General features: G+C 69.5%; 23 protein-coding genes and 1 tRNA gene. 15 read left to right on the top strand and 9 right to left on the bottom strand.

Annotation, left to right across the window (positions count from 1 at the left end; translation table 11 throughout):
• Positions 1–4 precede the first annotated feature (4 nt).
• The 8 genes from AB7F93_RS00120 to AB7F93_RS00085 form a co-directional block, all read right to left on the bottom strand.
• Positions 5–1,270 (bottom strand): efflux RND transporter periplasmic adaptor subunit, encoded by a 1,266-nt coding sequence (locus AB7F93_RS00120; protein ID WP_428300833.1) that lies wholly within the window; start codon positions 1,268–1,270, stop codon positions 5–7.
• 11 nt (positions 1,271–1,281) lie between these two features.
• A complete protein-coding gene (locus tag AB7F93_RS00115; protein WP_428300832.1) occupies positions 1,282–2,538 on the bottom strand; it encodes a TolC family protein in 1,257 nt (418 codons plus the stop codon).
• Positions 2,539–2,617: 79 nt separating this feature from the next.
• Positions 2,618–3,001, bottom strand: coding sequence for a hypothetical protein (locus AB7F93_RS00110; RefSeq protein WP_428300831.1), 384 nt, complete (start codon positions 2,999–3,001; stop codon positions 2,618–2,620).
• Entirely contained in the window at positions 2,998–3,588 is a 591-nt protein-coding gene (locus AB7F93_RS00105) for an alpha-ketoglutarate-dependent dioxygenase AlkB family protein (protein ID WP_428300830.1), read from the bottom strand. The genes AB7F93_RS00110 and AB7F93_RS00105 overlap by 4 nt, the downstream gene beginning before the upstream one ends.
• 35 nt (positions 3,589–3,623) lie before the next feature.
• A complete protein-coding gene (locus AB7F93_RS00100) occupies positions 3,624–4,109 on the bottom strand; it encodes a cell wall hydrolase (protein ID WP_428300829.1) in 486 nt (161 codons plus the stop codon).
• 167 nt (positions 4,110–4,276) lie between these two features.
• Complete coding sequence (locus tag AB7F93_RS00095; RefSeq protein ID WP_428300828.1) at positions 4,277–5,545, bottom strand: acyl-CoA dehydrogenase family protein; 1,269 nt, start codon at positions 5,543–5,545, stop codon at positions 4,277–4,279.
• A gap of 12 nt (positions 5,546–5,557) precedes the next feature.
• Positions 5,558–6,595 carry an acyl-CoA dehydrogenase family protein gene (locus tag AB7F93_RS00090; protein WP_428300827.1) on the bottom strand — a complete coding sequence of 346 codons (1,038 nt, stop codon included), beginning with the start codon at positions 6,593–6,595 and terminating at the stop codon, positions 5,558–5,560.
• A gap of 43 nt (positions 6,596–6,638) precedes the next feature.
• Positions 6,639–7,616, bottom strand: a complete 978-nt coding sequence (locus AB7F93_RS00085) for a LysR substrate-binding domain-containing protein (protein WP_428300826.1) — start codon at positions 7,614–7,616, stop codon at positions 6,639–6,641.
• A 93-nt stretch (positions 7,617–7,709) separates the two neighbouring features.
• On the opposite strand from AB7F93_RS00085, the gene AB7F93_RS00080 reads away from it, so the two are divergent.
• From AB7F93_RS00080 to AB7F93_RS00065, 4 genes are all read left to right on the top strand, one after another.
• Positions 7,710–7,786: transfer RNA gene (locus AB7F93_RS00080), tRNA-Val, on the top strand.
• A gap of 490 nt (positions 7,787–8,276) precedes the next feature.
• Positions 8,277–9,584 (top strand): aromatic ring-hydroxylating oxygenase subunit alpha, encoded by a 1,308-nt coding sequence (locus AB7F93_RS00075; RefSeq protein ID WP_428300825.1) that lies wholly within the window; start codon positions 8,277–8,279, stop codon positions 9,582–9,584.
• A gap of 11 nt (positions 9,585–9,595) precedes the next feature.
• Positions 9,596–10,078, top strand: coding sequence for an aromatic-ring-hydroxylating dioxygenase subunit beta (locus AB7F93_RS00070; RefSeq protein ID WP_428300824.1), 483 nt, complete (start codon positions 9,596–9,598; stop codon positions 10,076–10,078).
• A gap of 34 nt (positions 10,079–10,112) precedes the next feature.
• Positions 10,113–10,466 carry a rhodanese-like domain-containing protein gene (locus AB7F93_RS00065; RefSeq protein ID WP_428300823.1) on the top strand — a complete coding sequence of 118 codons (354 nt, stop codon included), beginning with the start codon at positions 10,113–10,115 and terminating at the stop codon, positions 10,464–10,466.
• Positions 10,467–10,508: 42 nt separating this feature from the next.
• On the opposite strand, the gene AB7F93_RS00060 is transcribed toward AB7F93_RS00065, so the two are convergent.
• Positions 10,509–10,790: a hypothetical protein gene (locus AB7F93_RS00060; RefSeq protein ID WP_428300822.1), complete on the bottom strand. Its 282-nt coding sequence runs from the start codon at positions 10,788–10,790 to the stop codon at positions 10,509–10,511.
• Between the two features lie 103 nt (positions 10,791–10,893).
• On the opposite strand from AB7F93_RS00060, the gene AB7F93_RS00055 reads away from it, so the two are divergent.
• The 11 genes from AB7F93_RS00055 to glmS all read left to right on the top strand — a co-directional run.
• Positions 10,894–11,454: an ATP synthase subunit I gene (locus tag AB7F93_RS00055; protein ID WP_428300821.1), complete on the top strand. Its 561-nt coding sequence runs from the start codon at positions 10,894–10,896 to the stop codon at positions 11,452–11,454.
• Positions 11,455–11,492: 38 nt separating this feature from the next.
• On the top strand, positions 11,493–12,353 hold the full coding sequence (gene atpB / locus AB7F93_RS00050) for a F0F1 ATP synthase subunit A (protein ID WP_428300820.1): 861 nt from the start codon (positions 11,493–11,495) through the stop codon (positions 12,351–12,353).
• 64 nt (positions 12,354–12,417) lie between these two features.
• Positions 12,418–12,666: a F0F1 ATP synthase subunit C gene (gene atpE / locus AB7F93_RS00045; RefSeq protein ID WP_068803475.1), complete on the top strand. Its 249-nt coding sequence runs from the start codon at positions 12,418–12,420 to the stop codon at positions 12,664–12,666.
• Between the two features lie 40 nt (positions 12,667–12,706).
• Positions 12,707–13,177: a F0F1 ATP synthase subunit B gene (locus AB7F93_RS00040; RefSeq protein ID WP_428300819.1), complete on the top strand. Its 471-nt coding sequence runs from the start codon at positions 12,707–12,709 to the stop codon at positions 13,175–13,177.
• 3 nt (positions 13,178–13,180) lie between these two features.
• Complete coding sequence (locus AB7F93_RS00035; RefSeq protein WP_428300818.1) at positions 13,181–13,714, top strand: F0F1 ATP synthase subunit delta; 534 nt, start codon at positions 13,181–13,183, stop codon at positions 13,712–13,714.
• Positions 13,715–13,760: 46 nt separating this feature from the next.
• Positions 13,761–15,314, top strand: coding sequence for a F0F1 ATP synthase subunit alpha (gene atpA / locus AB7F93_RS00030; RefSeq protein WP_428300817.1), 1,554 nt, complete (start codon positions 13,761–13,763; stop codon positions 15,312–15,314).
• 32 nt (positions 15,315–15,346) lie between these two features.
• Complete coding sequence (gene atpG / locus AB7F93_RS00025; protein WP_428300816.1) at positions 15,347–16,225, top strand: F0F1 ATP synthase subunit gamma; 879 nt, start codon at positions 15,347–15,349, stop codon at positions 16,223–16,225.
• A 29-nt stretch (positions 16,226–16,254) separates the two neighbouring features.
• On the top strand, positions 16,255–17,655 hold the full coding sequence (atpD, locus tag AB7F93_RS00020) for a F0F1 ATP synthase subunit beta (protein ID WP_428300815.1): 1,401 nt from the start codon (positions 16,255–16,257) through the stop codon (positions 17,653–17,655).
• Positions 17,656–17,667: 12 nt separating this feature from the next.
• Positions 17,668–18,099 (top strand): F0F1 ATP synthase subunit epsilon, encoded by a 432-nt coding sequence (locus tag AB7F93_RS00015; protein ID WP_428300814.1) that lies wholly within the window; start codon positions 17,668–17,670, stop codon positions 18,097–18,099.
• A gap of 61 nt (positions 18,100–18,160) precedes the next feature.
• Positions 18,161–19,537, top strand: a complete 1,377-nt coding sequence (gene glmU / locus AB7F93_RS00010) for a bifunctional UDP-N-acetylglucosamine diphosphorylase/glucosamine-1-phosphate N-acetyltransferase GlmU (RefSeq protein WP_428301188.1) — start codon at positions 18,161–18,163, stop codon at positions 19,535–19,537.
• 84 nt (positions 19,538–19,621) lie between these two features.
• Positions 19,622–20,907 (top strand): glutamine--fructose-6-phosphate transaminase (isomerizing) (gene glmS, locus AB7F93_RS00005; RefSeq protein WP_428300813.1); only part of this gene is annotated, 1,286 nt, incomplete at its 3' end.

Below are 20,907 nucleotides of genomic sequence, written 5' to 3'. Positions count from 1 at the left end.
GTCCTCAGTGGTCGTGGCTGGCGCCGGACTTTTCGATGTCGGCCTTGATCAGAAAGCTCTGCGCGGTCACGTACTCGGTGCCGGGCTTGAGGCCACCGAGCACCTCGACGAATTCGCCGTCGCTGCGGCCCAGCTCCAGCATGCGCACCTCGTAGGTATCGCCCACGCGCGCGAACACCACGGTGAAATCGCGGAACGCCTGCAACGCCGCGGCGCGCACCGCGAGCGGCACCTCGCCGCCGCCGGTGAGCACCTCGGCAGTCACATACAGGCCGGGCGTCCAGGCGCTGCCCGCGTCGTCGATGCTGGCCCAGACGGTGAGCGCCGGGTTGCCGGCGCCGCCGGCGGGCGCGATGCGCGCGATGCGCCCGCTGCCCGTGGGGCTGCCGTCCGCGCCGGCGAGGCGCACCGCCTGCCCGGGCCGCACGCGCGGCACATCGCGCGGGAACACCGCCAGTTCCACCCACACCTGACTCGTGTCGCTGACGGTCAGCAGCGGCGCAGCGCCCGCCTGCTGGCCGGGGTTGGCCATGCGCGCGGTGACCACGCCGCCGATCGGCGCCGTCACTTCGTACACGCGCAGCGAATCGTTCGATTCCACGCGCGCCAGCACCTCGCCGGCGCGCACGCGCTCGCCGACGCTCTTGCGCAGCTCGCGGATCACGCCCGGAAAGCGCGCGCCGACCTCGCGCACCGCCTCCGGCGCCACCACTACGCGCCCGTACAGCGGCAGCACGTCGTGGATCAGGCGCGGGCCGGCGGCCTCTGTTTCGATGCCGGCGGTCTTGGCGCTGTCGGGCGCGATCTGCACGCGGCCCTCGTAGCTTGGATAGTCCCAGCGGTGGGTGGCGCCGGCGTACTCGGCCTCCACGGTGACATCGAAGGAGTGCGGCTCCGTCACCGTGCCGTCGCCGCGCAGGAAGCCCGTCGCGGCCTCGCCCTGCGGCTGAAAACGAAACACATTGCGCTCGCCATCCAGGCGGGCGAGCGTGACGGTGAGCTGTACCTCGGCGAGCGGCACCGGCGCGCCGCCCACGCTGGCCCAGGCGTGGTACTCCGGCGGCACGCCGTCCTCGAAGATCGCGAGCTCCACGGCAAAGTCGCCGTCGGTCAGCATCCGCCCGCCGTGCGGACCCTTGGCGGGTTCGGCGGCTTCGGCCTGGCCGGGGGCGTCGGCGTGGGGGTCGGCGGGCACATCGGCCTTGCCGCAGCCGGTGAGCCACAGCGCCAGCAGCAGCGCCAGCGCGCGATGGGCAAGTTGCGTGTTCATGGGCGTGTCCTTCAGGGTTGGGCGGCGAGCGGCTCGCCGGTCAGGCGCTCGATCTCGGCCTGGAAAACCTGGGCGTTCACGGCGGCCTCGATCAGGCTGCGGCGAATGGCGATGAACTCGCGCTGCGCCTCCACCCATTCGAGGTAGCCGTAGCGGCCGCGCTCGTAGGCGTAACGCGTCTCGTCGAGCGCGCCCGTCATCTGCGGCAGCACCGTGCCGCGCAGCAGCTCGGTTTCGGTGATGGCGTGGCGCAGTTCCTGGTGCAGCGCGTACAGCTGCGCCTTCGCGCGCACGGCGGCGGCATCGCGCCGCGCCGCGCTGAGGTCACGCAGCGCCCTGGCTTCCGCGATGGCGGGCGCCGCCGCCCGGCCGGCACCGAGCGGCAGCGACAGACCGAACACCAGCGCCTGATCGCCGGTTTCTTCCAGATGCCGCAGGCCGCCCGAGAAGGTGACATCGGCGCGGCGTTTGGCTTCGGCGAGACGAATTTCGGCATCGCGCAGCCGCGCCTCGCTGGCGAAGCGCACGAAGTCGGGGTTGGCATCGAGCCGCGCGAGCAGGCTCTCGAACGGCGCCGGGCGCGGCAGGGTGTACAGATCGGCCGTGACCGCGCCGAAGCGCGCCTCGCCATCCCCCCACATCGCCGCCAGCTTGCGCCGCGAGGTGCCCAGTTCGTGCTCGGCGTGCTCCTGCTCCACCTCGGCGCGGGCGAGCGTGATGCGCGCGCGGCGCAGCTCCGCGTCCGGCGCCTTGGCGGCATTCACCCGCGCACTGACGGCCTGCACCGTCTCGCGGGCGAGCGCGGTGGCGTTTCGGGTCAGCGTGAGCTGCTCCTGGTCACCCGCCACGTGGATGAAGCGGCGCGTCACCTCCGCCAGCACGTCGAGCTGCGCCGCCTGCTCGGTGACGGCGATCAGTTCGCGGCCGGATTGCGCGGCGCCGACGCGCGCCCGCCGTTTGTCGCCGAGCTCGACCACCTGCGACAGCGCGAACGTGGTCTCGGCCGTATTCAAGCCGCCGTGCTCGCCGCTGCCGAGCACGTTCTCGACACTGGCGCTCACCGTGGGCGCCGGACGCAGGCCGGCGGCATCGGTGCGCGCCTCCTGCGCGCGCAGCTCGAAGGCGAAGCCGGCGAGGTCGGGGTTGGCGGCAAGGCTCGCGCGCACGGCATCGCGCAGCGTGAGCGGGGCAGGGGGCTCGGCGGCCTGAGCAGGCGCGAGCAACGCCGCCGCGGCCAGCAGGCCGGCGCAGAAACGAATCCCAGTCATGGATCTCTCCCGTCGATCCGGGGGTGCCGGAACGGATAGGCCGTCGCGCCGAGATCGGCGGCGGCCAGACGTCAGGGCGTCAGCGGGAGAGGAATGGCGGTCCGCGCAGGGGCGGGTGATGGAAGCGGACCCGCGAGGTGCGGGCCGCCAGCCGGGTCGAGCGGATCGCGTGGCCGATGCGTTGCCCGTCGATGCCGAGCCGCAGCACCACGAGCGCCGTCGGCAGGTCCATGAACAGCTTCGACAAGGGCGTCACTGCCTCGCCAACCAGTGAGACGTCCTGGTCGCTGTGGGCGGGATCGCCGTGATGCGCGTCGCTGTGCCCGGGCTCGCTGGCGTGCACGCTGACGGGGGCTTCCTGACCGTCCAGGCACAAGTGCAGGTGCGCGCCGCCCAGGCGCGCGCACAGCAGCGCCAGGCACAGCGCAAACAGCGTAAGGCGGAACGGTTGGCGACCGGTCATTTGCGCAGTGTAGCCGCGCCGCCCACGGCCCGAAACGTGAGATTGATGCGCGGCGCAGTCGGCCGGCGGGTGCTTGGCACGGCGTGCTGCCAGTGGGTTTGGGTGTCGCCGGTCATCAATAGCAGGTCACCGTTGCCCAGCGCCAGCGTGACCGACCGGTAGCGTCGCGCGCGATGACGCAGCGCGAAGCGCCGCGTGGCGCCCAGGCTGAGCGAGGCGATCACCGGCCGCGGACCCAGGCTCGCTTCATCGTCGCTGTGCCAGCCCATGCTGTCGGCGCCGTCCCGGTACAGGTTGCACAGCACGCTGTTGAAGGCGAGGCCGAGCGCGGTGTGCAGGCGCGCGCGCAGGCCGGCGAGGGCAGGGGGCCACGGCAGCGGTTCCAGCGCCTGGCCGCTGTAGGCATACCGCGCGCCGGGGTCGCCATACCAGGCGCACAGGCGCGGCGTGAGGTGTTCGCGGCCGAACAGCCGCACGCGATGCCGGGTCCAGGCCAGTTCCGTCGACAGTGCATCGAGCAGATAGGCGGCTTCGCTGTCCGCCACAAAGCGGGGCAGGAGATAGAGCTCGCCCTCCGGTAGCGGCACCGCCACCGCCCCAGGCAGCACTGCCGACCAGCCGCTCAGCGGTAGAAGACGTGCCCGCCGATGCGGGCCACCTGGGTCAGCCGCTGCGTCCAGGACGGCCGCTTGCTGCGGGCCGGCGCAAAGTAGAGCGCCCCACCGGTCGGGTCGTCCGAGCGGCCGGCCAGCGCATCGCGCGCCACCTCCTGCGCCGACTGCCACATGCGGGCGGAGGTCGGCTGGTCGCTGCGGCCGTCGCAATACCAGCCGAACTGACACGGCCGCTGCTCGCCGCCCTGCTGCACCACGCCGCACACCCCACCGGGGAAGCCGGCGTGCTGGGCGCGGTTCAGCACCACGTGGGCGACCGCTTCCTTGCCGGCGTGCGGCTCGGAACCGGCCTCGAAGTAGACCGCGAGCGCCAGGCACCGCAGCGCGTCGGGCGGCACTTCGCGCCCCGCCGCGCGCGCCGCGGGCGGCGTCGCAAGGCCGGCCAGCCAGGCGATCGACACCGCGGCCGCGAGAAAAAATGCCTTGATATTCATGTTCATCCCGTTCCTCACGGGTGAGACCAGCCGGCTTTATAACCCGGATGGCGCGACAGGCCAACCCCTGCGACAGGGGTTCACACCCCGTTGTCGGCCATCGGTTGCGCACGCTTGAAGGCCTTCCGCGTATCGCCTGGCGCCGCTGGAAGCCCCGGGTCCGATCGTCAATCCGCCGCCCGCCAGCCGCCGCCGCGCGGCAGATCGCGAAACGGCAGGTCGCGCGGCACGTGGCTTTCCTGAGGCAGTCCGAGCAGGCGCTCGGCGATGATGGTGCGCTGGATCTCGTCCGTGCCGCCGGCGATCCGCATGCACGGGTTCTCCAGCAACGCGGCCTGGAAGGCGCCCTGCCAGGGCGCGTCGGCACCGGCCAGCATGGCCTGCGGGCCGAGCAGTTCAAGGCCGAAGTTGGTCATCTCCTGCGACAGGCGGGCGAATTCCATCTTGACGATGGAGCCTTCCGGCCCCGGGATGCCGCCCTGCGACACGGTGGTCAGCACCCGATAGCTCATGTGCTCGATGGCGCGGGCGCGCACCGTGAACGCCGCCAGCCGCTGGCGCACGGCGCCGTCCTCGAGCGCCGGCCGGCCGCCCGGCGCGCAGCGCCTGGCAAGTTCGATCAAGTGCCGCAACTGCGGGCCGCCGAAGGCGCCCGACGAGCCCCAGGCGCCGACGAAAAAGCGCTCGTACATGAGCGTGGTGAGCGACACACGCCAGCCGTCGTCGACCGCGCCGATGCGGTCGGTGTCCGGCACCCGCAGGCCGTCGAAACACACATGGCTGAAGTGCGAGCCACCGTTCGGGTGACGCACGTCGTCGACCCGCACACCGGGCGCGCGCATGTCGACGACGAAGCAGGTGAGCCCCTTGTGCTTGGGGCCGTCCGGGTTGGTGCGGGTGACCAGAAAGCCGCAGTCGGCGTAGGCGCCGTCGGAGATCCAGATCTTGTCGCCGGCGATGCGCCAGTGGTCGCCGTCGCGCTCGGCGGCGCAGGCCAGCGCCGCGAAGTCCGAGCCCGCGCCCGGCTCGCTGAACAACTGGCACCAGGCGAGCTCGCCGCGCAGCGTCGGCGGCAGCCAGCGCGCCTTCTGCGCGTCCGTGCCGTGCGCCAGCAGCGTGTAGCCGACGTGGCCCTGGCCCATCAGCAGCACCGCCGGCGGCGTCACCACCCGCCGCTCCTCCTGGTTCCAGATGATCTGCTGCATGATGCTGCCGCCGCGCCCGCCGTACGCGGTGGGCCAGAACACGCCGGCCCAGCCGGCGTCGTGCTTGCGCCGTTGCCAGGCGCGCGCGGCCTGCATCTCGGTCTCGGTCGGCCAGTTCTCGAACACGCCGGGCTCGATGTCGGCGGGATCGCGCAGCGGCGCGTTGGCTTCGAGCCAGGCGCGGGCCTGCGCACGGAAGGCGGCTTCCTCAGGACTGTCGCGAAAATCCATGTGACGGTCTCCTCACGCCGCGCTGTCGATCAACTGTGCCCGCCACTGCGCCGCGCTGCCGAGCGCGGCCTCCAGCGCGCGAGCCCGGCGCAGGTGCAGGTGCGCCTCGCAGGCCCAGGTGAAGCCGACGCCGCCGTGCACGTGCAGGCTTTCCTGCGCGGCGAGCAGGTAGGTGTCGGTGGCGCTGGCGCGGGCCAGCGCGGCGGCTTCCGCCAGCAGCGCCGGGGTGTTCTGCGCCAGCGCGTAGGCGCCGAAGTAGGCGTTGGCGCGGGCGAGTTCGATCTCGACGTGCAGCGCGGCGAGCTTGTGCTTGACCGCCTGGAAGGCGCCGATCGGCTGGCCGAAGGCGTAGCGCTCCTTCGCGTAGGCGACGGCAAGATCCAGACACCGCTGCGCGCCGCCGAGCTGCTCGAAGGCGTACAGGATGGCGGCGCGGTCGCGCCAGGCGTCGGCCGGACCGAGCGCGATCGCCGGTGCGCCGTCGATTGCCAGCTCTGCCGCGCTGTGGGCCAGGTCGAGCGTTGCGAGGGAGCGGCGCTGCGCGTTGCCCGCACGCAGGTCGACCAGCCACGCCTCGCCCGCCGCGTCGGCGCCGAGGAGGGCGTCTGCGATCAGACCATCCGCCACCGGCGCGAACGTGCCGCGAGCCCGGCCGCCGGCGACCGACAGCGTGGGCGCGGCGCCCTGCGGTGGCGGCAGGCACAGCGCAACGCGCAGGCTGCCCGCGGCCAGGTCGCGGGCGTGCGCCGCATGCGCGCCGGCCGTGAGCGGCACGCCCGCCAGCAGTGTCGCCACCAGCGGTATCGGCGCCAGCGCGTAGCCGGCCGCGCTGGCGGCGAGTGTCAGGTCGTCGCTGGAACCGGCCTCATCCGGGCGTGACGCCGACCCGATCCAGCCGCCGTTGGCCAGTTCCCGCCACAGTTCGGCGTCGAAGGCATCGCCGCCGGTGTCGTGCCGGGCACGCAACCGGGCCGGCGCGCGGTGGCGGTCGAACAGCGCCGCGAGTTCTGCCGCGCGTGCGGTCTGGGTCGCCGTGTAGGCAAAGTTCATGGCTCACCTCCTCGTGACCGCCGCGTGTTCGGCGGCCGTGTCTTCAGATCATCGCCGCCGGTGCAGTGGTGGCGATCAGCGCTTCGATGGCTTGCGGATCGCGCAGCGCACGCGCCTCGTCGACCACGTCGCGCGTCAGATGCGGCGCCAGTTGGGCGATGAAGTCGTACACGTAGGCGCGCAGAAAGCGCCCCGGCGCGAGCGCCAGGTGCACGCGCCGACGCGGCAGCAGCGTCGCCGCATCGAGCGCGACAAGGTCGGTATCAACCTCAGCGTCATAGGCGGCGGCGGCCATGAGGCCGACGCCAAGACCCTGGCGCACGTAGCGCTTGAGCACCGACGTGTCGACCGCGGTCAGCGCGAGCTGCGGCCGGATGCCCGCCGCCGCAAAGCACATCCCGAGGGCCGACCGGGCGCCGAACGCAAAGCCGTAGGTCACCAGCGGATGTTCGGCGATCGCCTGGAGCGTCAACGGCTGCGCCTGCGCCAGCGTATGGCCGACGGGGCACAGCACGCAGTAGTGCCAGGTCGACACCGGCAGCAGCACCAGGTGCGGGTACAGCGCCGGGTCCTCGGTGGTGATGGCCAGGTCCACCTGATCGTGCTGCGTGAGGTCGGCGAGCTGCTGCGGCGTACCCTGCAACAGGTCCACGCGGACCCGCGGGTAGCGGGCATTGAACGCGGCAATCACCGGCGGCAGCACGTAGTTCGCCTGCGTGTGCGTGGTGGCGATGCCGAGCTCGCCCCGGTCCGGGGCGGCGAAGTCCTGCGCCAGCTGGCGGATGGTGTCGGCCCGGGCGAGCATGTCCTCGGCCTGCGCGAGCACGGCGCGACCGGCCGGCGTGAGCGCTACGAACTGCTTGCCGCGGCGCTGGAACAGCTCCACGCCGAGCTCGTGTTCCAGTTGGCGAATCTGCTTGCTGACGCCCGGCTGCGACGTGAACAGGCGCGCGGCGGCGGCCGAGACGTTCAGGTCCCGGCGCACGATCTCGACCAGGTAACGCAGTTGCTGGAGCTTCACGGGCGCCAGTATCGCAGGCCGCTGGCCAGGCCGTAACGCGCGCTTTCGCGTTGCCGCTCGCGGCGCCCCTGTGCTACTGTCCGCGGCCTTCGCAGGCGCGTAGCTCAGTTGGTTAGAGCACCACCTTGACATGGTGGGGGTCGTTGGTTCGAGTCCAATCGCGCCTACCAGATACGGAACCCGCAGCCCGACACGTGACGGGCTGCGGGTTTTTTGTTGGGCGATCGGGGAACTCCCGCGACGGACCGGGCGCGCGCGTCTGCGGCGTCGCCGACCGGGCGGCGCGCGGCACTGCCATGATCGGTAAGCCCCTCTCGGTCAGGATCCGCTCGTGTCGCGCGTCATCCCCTTTCGTAGCCGCTCCCAATTGGCGCGCGACCGGGCGCGGCAGCAGTGCGCTGACGGTTACCACGCGTGGGAGCTGGTCGCCCTGGGTCCGCACGCCGCGCCAGGGCGCACGTCATCGCGCTGGCGGTGTTCCCGCTGCGGCGTCGAATGCGAGGGCCCGACACCCGGCACGCCACCCGCGGGGCGCACCTGAGCGTCGTCAACCGAACGGTCGGTGGGGAGTGACCGGCAAGCCGCAAAGCGCCTAGACTGGGTCACCTGGACGGCAGGCGGCCACACGCTGCCGTCCGAACAACGACGAGGAGAACCCCCATGGACATGGCCGCGCGTTCATCGTTGATCGACTACGCCGCGCTGGTGCGGCCGGACCGCGTGCATTCGCGGGTCTACACGGACCCCGCCATCTTCGAGGAAGAACTCGACCGCATCTGGTACCGCGAGTGGGTGTTCGTGGGCCACGACAGCGAGGTGCCGAACCCCGGCGACTACCGCACGGGGTACCTCGGCAAGCAGCCGATCATAATCACCCGCGGCCGGGACATGCAGGTGCGCGTGCTGCTGAACCGCTGCACGCACCGGGGCAACACGCTGTGCCAGACGCGCAGCGGCAACTCGCCAACGTTTACCTGCTCGTACCACGGCTGGACCTACAGCTGTGAGGGTGACCTGCAAGGGATGCTGTTCCGCGAGGACTACCCGCCGGACTTCAAGCGCGAGGATCACGGCCTGTTTCGCGTGCCGCGCGTGGCGCTGCACCGCGGCTTCATCTTTGCGAGCCTGGCCAGGACCGGCAACAGCCTCGCCGAGCACCTCGGCCCGGCGGCCGCCAACATCGACCGCTTCTGTGACCTGTCGCCGACCGGCGAGATCACCATGAATCATGGCGTCTACCGGATGCGCATCGAGTGCAACTGGAAGATGTGGTCCGAGAACTCGGTCGACTCGTATCACGTGTATCAGACGCACGGCTCGAACGTGTACCTCGCCAACATGTTCGAGGCCAAGGCCGGCGCCAAACCGCCGCCGCCCGGCAAGGGCTACTTCGGCCTCATCCACGCGCGCGATCTGGGCAACGGACACTCGGATCTGGACATGCGCCCGCAGCGGCGCGTGACCGGCATGACGTACACCGGCGAGTGGTCCGGCGAGATTCCGGAATCGGCCCAGCGGGCCTATCTGGAGGGCCTGGAGAAGCTGCACGGCAAGGCCAAGGCCGAGCAGATCCTGACCGAAGGCCCGGCGCACACGGTGATCTTCCCGAACCTGTTCAACATGCTGCAGGAGATCCGCTGGTGCGTGCCGGTCAGCGTGAACGAGACCTACATCTACTACGCACCGTGCCTGTTCAAGGGCGCGCCGGACGAGATCAACACGGCGCGCCTGCGCCGCGACGAGGGCGCCTACGGGCCGGCCGGCTTTCAGCTCGCGGACGACATCGAGGTGTGGGCGCGCAACTACGAGGGCCTGCAGGCACGCGAGGTGGAATGGATCCTCATGAACCGCGGCACGCATCTGCCGGTGCAGCCGGACGAGGACGGCGTTCCTTATCAGGGCGATTTGAGCGAGCTGACCATGCGCACGCAGTGGCGCCATTACCTTGAACTGATGAGCAGCCCCTGAGGAGCGCACCGATGCCTTTCGATCGTTACGCCGTCGAGCAGTTCCTGTACCGCGAGGCGCGCCTGGCGGACGAGCAGCGTCTGGAGGACTGGCTCGCCCTGTGGGACGAGGACGCGCTGTACTGGGTGCCGTGCAACGAGTACGACGTCGACCCCACGCGCCAGCTGTCCATCATCTACGACGACCACACGCGCCTGCGCCTGCGCGTGGCGCGCATCACCAAGACCGGCATGGCGTGGACGCAGGAACCGCGCTCGCGCCTGCGCCGCCTGGTATCGAACATCGAGATTTACGACTACCCGGACGGGCTGGTGCAGACCTTTTCGAACTTCCACCTGACCGAGCTGCGCGTGAACCGGCGCGACCCGGTCGAGTGGATCGGCCGCACCGAGCACCGCTTGCGCCCGCACGGCGACGACTTCAAGCTCGCTTACAAGAAAGTCATGCTGATCAACAACGATCACGAAATGACGCAGCTGTCGTGCATGGTGTAGACCTGTCAGCCGACGTCCCCCATGGAGTCCACCCGTGACGCGCTACCAGGCCTTGCTGCAAGAGGTTAAAACCCGGATCCGCGAAACCGATGTCGAGGCGCTGCGGCGCAGCGGTGCGGCACTCGGCCTGCTGATCGACACCCGCGAGCCGGCGGAGTGGGGTATCGGCCGCATTCCAGGGGCCGCGCTGGTGCCGCGTGGCATTCTGGAAGGCAAGATCGAGGAACTGGCGCCAAACCTCGATCAGCCCATCGTCCTGTACTGCGGTTCGGGCGGACGATCGGCGCTCGCCGCGGAAAGCCTGCAGCGAATGGGCTACAGCAAGGTACTGTCCCTGGCCGGCGGCTTTGCCGCCTGGCAGGAAGCCGGGCTGCCGATCGAGCGCTGAGGGTTGCGAACGTCCCTGCGGCGCCCGATCGCGCCCCAGGGCTCAGAAGTCGTCGCCCTTGAAGTGACTCATCCCGAACGCGAACATCGCCACCACCACCCAGTAGGCCAGCAGGAAGCTCTGCCATTCCGGGGTCGGAGATTTCCATAGCACCAGCAGCGTGCCGAGCACGAAGTTGATCAGGCCCCAGATCAGGTTCACCCGCGCCGACGAATTGGCCCCGAGCGGCGAGCGAAAGCGCTTGCCCGCCGCACCCGCGATGAAGTGCGGCATGCCGTTGCTGAAGAAAAACCCGACCACGATGTGCCAGATGGAAAGACTCATTCGTGCAACCTCCTCTCGTTGATGTCTTGAAAGCCCCTGGCGCCTTGCCCAGCGCAGGCGCCGTCCCTATAATGCGCGCCGTCTTTTGGCCCGCCAAGCGGGTGTGTCCCGCCAAGGCGCGGCCGCGTTCCGCAAGGGCAGGTTGGTGAGCCGATCTGCCGGCAGCGCAAACCGCAACAGCCGCACGGACATGGCCGACCTGACGGAGCGTGACGCGCGTTGGCCGGACGACGACGGGCTGGACGCCGAACCCTGGAAGCCCCTGACCGCCGCCGAGGCGCAGGCCTTGCGCGCACGGCAGCCGTCGCTTGCGCCCTCGCGGGTGCTGCGCGTGCAAATGTGGGTCGGCGGCGGCATCGCACTGTTGGCCTGGTTGCTGACCGGGCGGGTGCACGTGGCGGCGTCGGCGTTGTACGGCGCGGCCGCGGTGGTGTTGCCGGCGGCGGTGATGGTGGGGGGTCTCGCGCGGCCGTTGCCGCAGGCGGTGCCCGCACTCGGTGCGCTGCGCGTGCTGGCGTGGGAGGCGGTCAAGCTGCTGCTGGCGGTGGGCATGCTGGCACTCGCGCCGCGGTTGGTGCAGCCGCTCAGCTGGCCGGCGTTGCTGGTCGGGATGGTGGTGTGCCTGAAGGTTTACTGGCTCGCGCTGTTGTGGCGCGGGCGTTGAGATTGATCAGAACTTAGAGCAACAGGATCGTTCGACCCATGGCAGCCGAAGGCCACGCGCCAAGCGCCGGCGAGTACATCGTCCACCACCTGCAGCACCTGCGTACCGACCACCAGGCCTCGATCATCGATTTCTCGGTGGTCAACATGGACTCGGTGGTCTGGTCGGTGTTGCTCGGCGTGGTCACCTGCTGGCTGCTGTGGCGCGCCGCGCGCACCGCCACTGCGGGCGTGCCCGGCCGTTTCCAGGCGGCGGTCGAGATGCTCGTCGAACTTGTCGACAGCCAGGCCCGGGGCATCATCCACAACGCGCAAAGCCGTCGTCTTGTGGCGCCGCTGGCGTTGACGGTGTTCGTGTGGATTTTCCTCATGAATGCGATGGACCTGCTGCCGGTCGATCTGCTGCCCTGGGTGTGGACCAAGCTGTACGCCGCCGCCGGGCATGATGCGCAGCACGCGTATCTTCGTGTGGTGCCGACCGCGGACCTGTCGACCACGCTGGGCCTGTCCAGCGGCGTGCTGCTCGTGTGCATTTTCTACAACCTCAAGATCAAGGGCCTTGCCGGCTGGGTGCACGAGCTGTTCGCGGCGCCGTTCGGCGACAAGTGGTTCCTGTACCCGGTCAACTTCGCCATGCAGTTGATCGAGTTCGCCGCCAAGACGGTCTCGCACGGCATGCGGTTGTTCGGCAACATGTATGCGGGCGAGCTGATTTTCATGCTGATCGCGCTCATGGGTGGCGCGGCGGCGCTGTCGCTTCCCGGCATCCTGCTGCCGATCGGCCACGTGCTGGCCGGCGCGGCCTGGGCCATCTTTCACATCCTGATCATCACGCTGCAGGCATTCATCTTCATGATGCTGACGCTGGTGTACGTGGGTCAGGCGCACGACGCGCACTGATCGCGGGTTCCGCTGTTCTCAACCCCTTTCGTCAACCCCGTTTTATCAACCGTTGGAGTAGAAAATGGAGCACGTGCTTGGTTTCGTCGCCCTGGCCGCCGGCCTGATCATTGGTCTGGGTGCCATCGGTGCCTGCATCGGCATCGGCATCATGGGCAGCAAGTACCTGGAAGCCGCCGCCCGTCAGCCGGAGCTGATGAACGAGCTGCAGACCAAGATGTTCCTGCTGGCCGGTCTGATCGACGCCGCGTTCCTGATCGGCGTCGGCATCGCCATGATGTTCGCGTTCGCCAACCCGTTCGTCCTGCAGTAACGCCGGCCCTCGTCATCCACTCAAGTCTCGGGGTGCCGTCGTGAGCATCAACGCAACGCTGTTCGTCCAGTTGGTGGTATTCGCCATCCTGGTGTGGTTCACCATGCGTTTCGTGTGGCCGCCGATCACCAAGGCCATCGACGAGCGCACGCAGAAGATCGCCGACGGCCTGTCGGCGGCCGAGCGGGCGCGGGTCGAATTGTCGAACGCCAACCGCCGGGTGGACGAGCAGCTCGCCGCGGCGCGCGATGACGCTGCCAAGCGTCTTGCCGACGCCGAGCGTCTGGCGCAGTCGATGGTTGAGGAAGCCAAGGCCCGCGCCGCAGACGAGGGCGCCAAGATCGTCGCCGCTGCTCGCGCCGAGGCGCAGCAGGAGATGATCAAGGCGCGCGAGGTGCTGCGCGGTCAGGTGGCGGAACTCGCCGTGCGCGGCGCGGAGCAGATCCTGCGCCGCGAGGTGAACAGCAGCGTGCACGCGGACCTGCTGGGCCGCCTGCAGACCGAGCTGTAAGCCATGGCGGAGCTTGCCACCGTCGCCCGTCCGTACGCGGAGGCCCTGTTCCGGGCTGCCGCGCCAGCGGTTGCGGCATCTCTGGTCGGTCCCCTGCAGCAGCTCGGCGAGGTCGCGGCCGAGCCGCGCCTTCGCGAGTTTGCCGACAACCCCAAGGTGTCGGCGAAGCAGGTCCATGAGCTGATCGCGGGCGTGCTGCCGCAGCCGCTGCCGGTCGAACTGCAAAACCTGCTGGCGGTGGTCCTGGAGAACCGTCGCCTGCCGGCGCTCGGCGAGATCGCCACGCAGTTCAAGGCGCTGGTCGATGCCCGTGCCGGCGTGTCGCAGGCCACGGTGTACAGCGCGTTCGAGATTTCCGACGCCCAGCTCGCCGATATCAAGGCGGCGCTTGAACGGCGCTTCGGGCGCAAGCTCGACGCGCAGGTGGTGATCGCGCCCGAACTGATCGGCGGTGTGCGCGTGGTGGTCGGCGACGAGGTGCTCGACACCTCGGTGCGCGCCCGACTTGAACAGATGAGGACTGCGCTGGCGGCTTGAGCCTCTCGCCGCCACGGCCGCGCACGCGGCATTCCCGGAGCATGCAATGCAACTGAATCCTGCTGAAATTTCAGACCTGATCAAGGCCCGTATCGAGGGTCTCGGCGCCGCCGCCGACGTCAAGAACCAGGGCACGGTGGTGTCCGTGACCGACGGCATCGTGCGCGTGCACGGCCTGTCCGACGTGATGGCCGGCGAGATGCTGGAATTCCCGCCGACGCCCGACGGCCAGCCGACGTTTGGTCTCGCGCTGAACCTCGAGCGCGACTCCGTCGGCGCGGTGATCCTTGGCGAGTACGAGCACGTGTCCGAGGGCGACACCGCCAAGTGCACCGGCCGCATCCTGGAAGTGCCGGTCGGCCCGGAGCTGATCGGCCGCGTGGTGAATGCGCTGGGCCAGCCCATCGACGGCAAGGGGCCGATCAACGCCAGGATGACCGACGTCATCGAGAAGGTCGCCCCGGGCGTGATTGCGCGTCAGTCGGTGAGTCAGCCGGTGCAGACGGGCCTCAAATCCATCGACTCGATGGTGCCGATCGGCCGTGGCCAGCGCGAGCTGATCATCGGTGATCGCCAGACCGGCAAGACCGCGGTGGCGATCGACACGATCATCAACCAGAAAGGTCAGAACATGACCTGCGTGTACGTCGCCATCGGTCAGAAGGCGTCGTCCATCAAGAACGTGGTGCGCGCGCTCGAACAGCACGGCGCCATGGATTACACCATCGTCGTCGCCGCCTCGGCCTCCGAGTCGGCGGCCATGCAGTACGTGTCGGCCTACTCCGGCTGCACCATGGGCGAGTACTTCCGCGACCGTGGTCAGGACGCGCTGATCATCTACGACGACCTGTCCAAGCAGGCCGTGGCGTATCGCCAGGTGTCGCTGCTGCTGCGCCGCCCGCCGGGCCGCGAGGCCTTCCCGGGCGACGTCTTTTATCTCCACAGCCGCCTGCTGGAGCGCGCCGCGCGCGTGAATGCCGACTATGTCGAGGCGTTCACCAAGGGCGAGGTCAAGGGCAAGACGGGTTCGCTGACGGCGCTGCCGATCATCGAAACGCAGGCCGGCGACGTGTCGGCCTTCGTGCCGACCAACGTGATCTCCATCACCGACGGCCAGATCTTCCTCGAAACCAACCTGTTCAACGCCGGCATCCGGCCGGCCATCAACGCCGGCATCTCGGTGTCGCGCGTGGGTGGCGCGGCGCAGACCAAGCTGATCAAGGGCCTGTCGGGCGGCATCCGTACCGACCTTGCGCAGTATCGGGAATTGGCCGCGTTTGCGCAGTTCGCATCCGACCTCGACGAGGCGACGCGCAAGCAGCTCGACCGCGGCGCGCGCGTGACGGAACTGCTGAAGCAGGCGCAGTACTCGCCACTGCCGATCTCGCTGATGGCGGCGACGCTGTTCGCAGTGAACAAGGGCTTCCTCGACGGTGTCGAGGTCAGCCGCGTGTTGGCCTTCGAGCACGGCCTGCACCAGCACCTGAAGTCCAGCCACGCGGCGCTGCTGCAGAAGCTCGAAGCCGACAAGGCGCTCGACAAGGCGGCCGAGGAAGAACTCACCGCCGCCGTCGAAGCCTTCCGCAAGTCCTTCGCCTGACACCCCGGCACGCTTGACACAGGAGCACCGGCATGGCGGTCGGCAAGGAAATTCGCGGCAAGATCAAGAGCATCGAGAACACGCGCAAGATCACCAAGGCGATGGAGATGGTAGCGGCATCCAAGATGCGCCGCGCCCAGGAGCGCATGCGCGCGGCCCGGCCGTACAGCGACAAGGTGCGCAACATCACCGCGAATCTGGCGCGTGCCAACCCCGAGTACCGCTCGCCGTACATGCGGCCGGTAGGCGAAGTGCGCACGGTGGGCTTCATCGTGGTCAGTACCGACAAGGGCCTGTGCGGCGGCCTCAACACCAACCTGCTGCGCGCGGTGAGCCTGCGCATGCGCGACGCCCAGGCCGCCGGCCAGGGACTGCGCGTGACCACGCTTGGTGGCAAGGGCCAGAGCTTCATGGCCCGTGCCGGGGCGCAGATCGTCAGCCAGGCGGTGCAGCTCGGCGACGCGCCGCAGCTCGACATGCTGATCGGCCCAGTCAAGGTGATGCTGGACGCCTTCATGACCGGCGAGATCGACGCCGTTTACCTGTGCTACACGCGCTTCATCAACACCATGAAGCAGGAGTCGGTGGTGGAGCAGCTGCTGCCGCTCACCGCCGATCGCCTCGATCAGACAGAAGCCGAGCGCCAGGCCCACAGTTGGGACTACATCTACGAGCCGAGCGCCGCCGTGGTGATCGAGGAGCTGCTCACGCGCTATATCGAAGCGCTGGTGCTGCAGGCGGTGGCGGAGAACATGGCGTCCGAGCAGTCGGCGCGCATGGTGGCGATGAAGGCGGCCAGCGACAACGCCGGCAACCTGATCGAGGAGCTCAAGCTCATCTACAACAAGACCCGACAGGCCGCGATTACCAAGGAGCTGTCGGAAATCGTCAGCGGCGCCGCCGCGGTGTGACGCAAACGGATTCTCTCTAGGACCGGACAATGACAGAAGGCAAGATCGTTCAGTGCATCGGCGCCGTGGTGGACGTCGAGTTCCCCCGCGGGCAGCTGCCCAAGGTGTACGACGCGCTGACCATGGAAGGGGCGGAACTCACCCTGGAAGTGCAGCAGCAGCTCGGCGACGGCATCGTGCGCGCGATCGCACTCGGCTCGACCGACGGCCTGCGCCGCGGTTTGACGGTGCAGGACACCGGCCGCCCGATCACCGTGCCGGTGGGCCAGGCCACGCTCGGTCGCATCATGGACGTGCTCGGCCGGCCGATCGACGAGCGCGGCCCAGTGGACAAGGCGCAAACCGCCGCCATCCACCGCAAGGCGCCGACCTACGACGAGCTGTCGCCGTCGCAGGAGCTGCTCGAAACCGGCATCAAGGTCATCGACCTGATCTGCCCGTTCGCCAAGGGCGGCAAGGTGGGCCTGTTCGGCGGTGCCGGCGTCGGCAAGACCGTCAACATGATGGAGCTGATCAACAACATCGCGAAGGCGCACTCGGGCCTGTCGGTGTTCGCCGGCGTGGGCGAGCGCACCCGCGAGGGCAACGACTTCTACCACGAGATGGCGGAGTCGGGCGTGGTCAACCTGGAGAACCTCGGCGAGTCCAAGGTGTCGATGGTGTACGGCCAGATGAACGAGCCGCCGGGCAACCGCCTGCGCGTGGCGCTGACGGGTCTGACCATCGCCGAATCGTTCCGCGACGAAGGCAAGGACGTCCTGTTCTTCGTCGACAACATCTACCGCTACACGCTGGCCGGCACCGAGGTGTCCGCGCTGCTCGGCCGCATGCCGTCGGCGGTGGGTTACCAGCCGACGCTGGCGGAGGAAATGGGCCGCCTGCAGGAGCGCATCACCTCCACCAAGGTCGGCTCGATCACCTCCATCCAGGCGGTGTACGTGCCGGCGGACGACCTCACCGACCCGTCGCCCGCCACCACCTTTGCGCACCTTGACGCGACGGTGGTGCTCAGCCGCGACATCGCCTCGCTCGGCATCTATCCGGCCGTGGATCCGCTCGATTCCACCAGCCGTCAGGTGGACCCGAACGTGGTCGGCGACGATCACTACAGCACCACGCGCGCCGTGCAGGCCACGCTCCAACGCTACAAGGAGCTGCGGGACATCATTGCGATTCTGGGCATGGACGAGCTGTCGCCGGAAGACAAGCTGGCCGTGGCCCGGGCGCGCAAGATTCAGCGCTTTCTGTCGCAGCCGTTTCACGTGGCCGAGGTGTTCACCGGCAGCCCCGGCAAGTACGTGCCGCTGGCGGAAACCATCCGCGGCTTCAAGATGATCGTCAACGGCGAATGCGACCACCTGCCCGAGCAGGCCTTCTACATGGTCGGCACCATCGACGAAGCCTTCGAGAAAGCCAAGAAGATTCAGTAAGCGGGGACCGACATGGCAAGCAACGCCACCATGCAGGTCGACGTCGTGTCGGCCGAGGCGTCCATCTTCTCCGGCGAGGCGAAATTCGTCGCCCTGCCGGGCGAGTCGGGCGAGCTCGGCATCCTGCCGCGGCACACGCCGCTCATCACGCGCATCAAGCCGGGCACCGTGCGCATCGAGCGGCCGGACGGTGGCGAGGAAATCGTGTTCGTGGCCGGCGGCATCCTTGAGGTGCAGCCGGGCGGGGTCACCGTGCTCGCCGACACCGCCGTGCGCGCCAATGATCTTGACGAGGCGGCCGCGCTCGAAGCCAAGCAGCGGGCGCAGGCGGCCATGGAAAACCGCACCGGCGACTTCGAGTACGCCACGGCGAGCGCGGAGCTCGCCGAAGCGATGGCGCAGCTCGCCACCATCCAGCGCCTGCGCCGCCAGGCCGGGCGCTGACGCGTCCTCATCTTCGGCGCAGGTGCCGTGACGTAGAGTCCGCACCATGAACGCGCCTTCACTGCAAATCGTCATCCTCGCCGCCGGGCAGGGCAAGCGCATGCGCTCGTCCCTGCCCAAGGTGCTGCAACCGCTGGGCGATCGACCGCTGATCCGCCACGTGCTGGCGACGGCAGAGGCGTTATTGGCTGACGCCGGCAGCGCCGCTCGGCCCGTGCTGGTCTACGGCCACGGCGGCGAGCAATTGCAGGCCACGCTGACAGGCGTCGATTGCCATTGGGCACATCAGGCGAGCCAGCGCGGCACGGGCGACGCCGTCGCCGCCGCGCTGGCGCACATCCAACCCGCCGGGCGCGTGCTGGTGCTGTGCGGCGACGTGCCGCTGCTGCGGGTCGAGACGCTGCGCACGCTGCTGGCGAGTCCGCCGGACGCACTCGCCATCCTGACCGCCATCCTCGACGACCCCTCCGGCTACGGGCGCATCCTGCGCGACGCGCACGGCGCGGTCCACGCCATCGTCGAACAGCGCGACGCGAGTCCCGCGCAGCAGGCGGTGCGCGAGATCAACACCGGCACGCTGCTGATCCCGGCCGCGCACCTCGCCGGCTGGCTCGGCCGCCTCGATGCCGACAACGCCCAGGGCGAGCTGTACCTGACCGACATCGTCGCCATGGCGGTGGCCGACGGCGTGCCGGTAGTCGGCGTGCCCGCGGCCGGCGAGGCCGAGATCATGGGCATCAACGACCGCGCGCAGCTCGCCCAGTGCGAGCGCGAGTACCAACGCCGGCAGGCCGAGCGGCTGCTGCTGGACGGCGTGGCCCTGCGGGATCCGGCTCGGGTGGACGTGCGCGGTGAGGTGACTGCCGGGCGCGATGTCGAGATCGACGTCAACGTGATCCTCGAAGGCCGGGTCACGCTGGGCGACGGCGTGCGCATCGGCGCGCACTGCATCCTGCGCGACGCGGTTATCGAGGCCGGCGTTCGCATCGAGCCGTTCAGCCTGATCGACAGCGCGCGCGTCGGCCCGAACGCTGTGGTCGGCCCCTACGCGCGCCTGCGGCCGGGCACGGAACTGGCCGCGGACGTGCACGTCGGCAACTTCGTCGAGGTGAAAAACAGCCGCCTTGCCGCCGGCGCCAAGGCGAACCACCTGGCCTACCTGGGCGATGCCGACGTCGGCGCGCGCGTGAACGTCGGCGCCGGCACCATCACCTGCAACTACGACGGCGCCAACAAGCACCGCACCGTCATCGGCGACGACGCCTTCATCGGCTCCAACAGCTCGCTGGTGGCGCCGGTGACCATCGGCGCGGGCGCCACCATCGGCGCGGGTTCGGTGATCAGCCGCGAGGCGCCGCCAGGCGGCCTCACGCTGACCCGCGCGCCGCAAAAAACCATTCCCGGCTGGCAGCGGCCGCTGAAAAACAAAGGCAAGTAGCAAGGTGCAAGTGACACGAAAAACAATGCTGCGCTGGGTGTTTCTTGCACCTTGCACCTTGCACCTTGCAACTGGGGCTTAGCCATGTGCGGCATCGTCTGTGGCATTGCCGGGCACGACATCGTGCCGGATCTGCTGGAGGGCCTGCGGCGGCTCGAATACCGCGGCTACGACTCGGCCGGCATCGCCGTCCGCTTAGACGACGGCCGCCTGCACCGCGTGCGCGCGCTCGGCAAGGTCATGGAGCTCACGCGGCGTCTCGCCGCCGAGCCCGTCACCAGCCACGCCGGCATCGGCCACACGCGCTGGGCCACCCACGGCGCGCCGAGCGAGGCCAACGCCCACCCGCACATCTCGCGCGGCGAGCTGGCGGTGGTGCACAACGGCATCATCGAGAACCACCACGCGCTGCGTGAGGCGCAGCAGGCGGCCGGCTTCGAGTTCACCTCGCAGACCGACACCGAGGTCATCGGCCACCAGATTCGCGGTCATCTTGACGCGGGTCTGGACCTGTTCGACGCCGTGCGCGCGGCGGCGGTGGAACTCGAAGGCGCGTTCGCCATCGGCGTGCTGGCGGGCGCGGAGCCCGACCGATTGATCGCCGCTCGCCGCGGCAGCCCGTTGGTCATCGGCATTGCGCCGGACGCGGTGTATCTCGCGTCCGACGCCGCCGCGCTGGTGCCGTTCACGCAGGACATGGTGTTCCTGCACGACGGCGACGTGGCCGAGGTCGGCATCGGCGCGCTGCGCATCGTCGGTACCGACGGCCGGCCGGTCGAACGGCCGATCCAGCGCAGTAGCCTCAGCGCCGCCGCCACCGAGCGTGGCGCCTATCGGCACTACATGCAGAAGGAAATCTTCGAGCAGCCGCAGGCGATTGCCGACACGCTGGACGGCCGGCTCGGCGAGAGCCGCGTGCTCGAAGCGGCGTTCGGTACCGCCGCTGCGGACATCTTCGACCGCGTGCGCGAGGTGCGCATCGTCGCCTGCGGCACGAGCTACCACGCCGGCTGCGTGGCGCGGTACTGGTTCGAGGCGCTGGCGGGCGTGCCCTGTCAGGTGGAAATCGCCTCCGAGTTCCGATACCGGGACAGCGTGGTGCCGGCGGGCGCCCTGCTGGTGGCGATCTCCCAGTCCGGCGAGACCGCCGACACGCTGGAAGCGCTGCGCGAGGCACGCCGGCGCGGCTATGCGCACACGCTCGCCATCTGCAACGTGCCGGAAAGCTCGCTCACGCGCGAGGCGGACTTGAAGCTCATGACCCACGCCGGGCCCGAGATCGGCGTCGCCTCCACCAAGGCCTTCACCACGCAGCTCACGGCGCTGATGCTGCTGGTGATCGCGCTCGGCCGCCGGCACCGCCTGGACGC

This window comes from Immundisolibacter sp. (genome assembly GCF_050250495.1).
Classification (GTDB): Bacteria; Pseudomonadota; Gammaproteobacteria; order Immundisolibacterales; family Immundisolibacteraceae; genus Immundisolibacter.
This window is presented reverse-complemented; position numbering and strand designations above follow the sequence as displayed.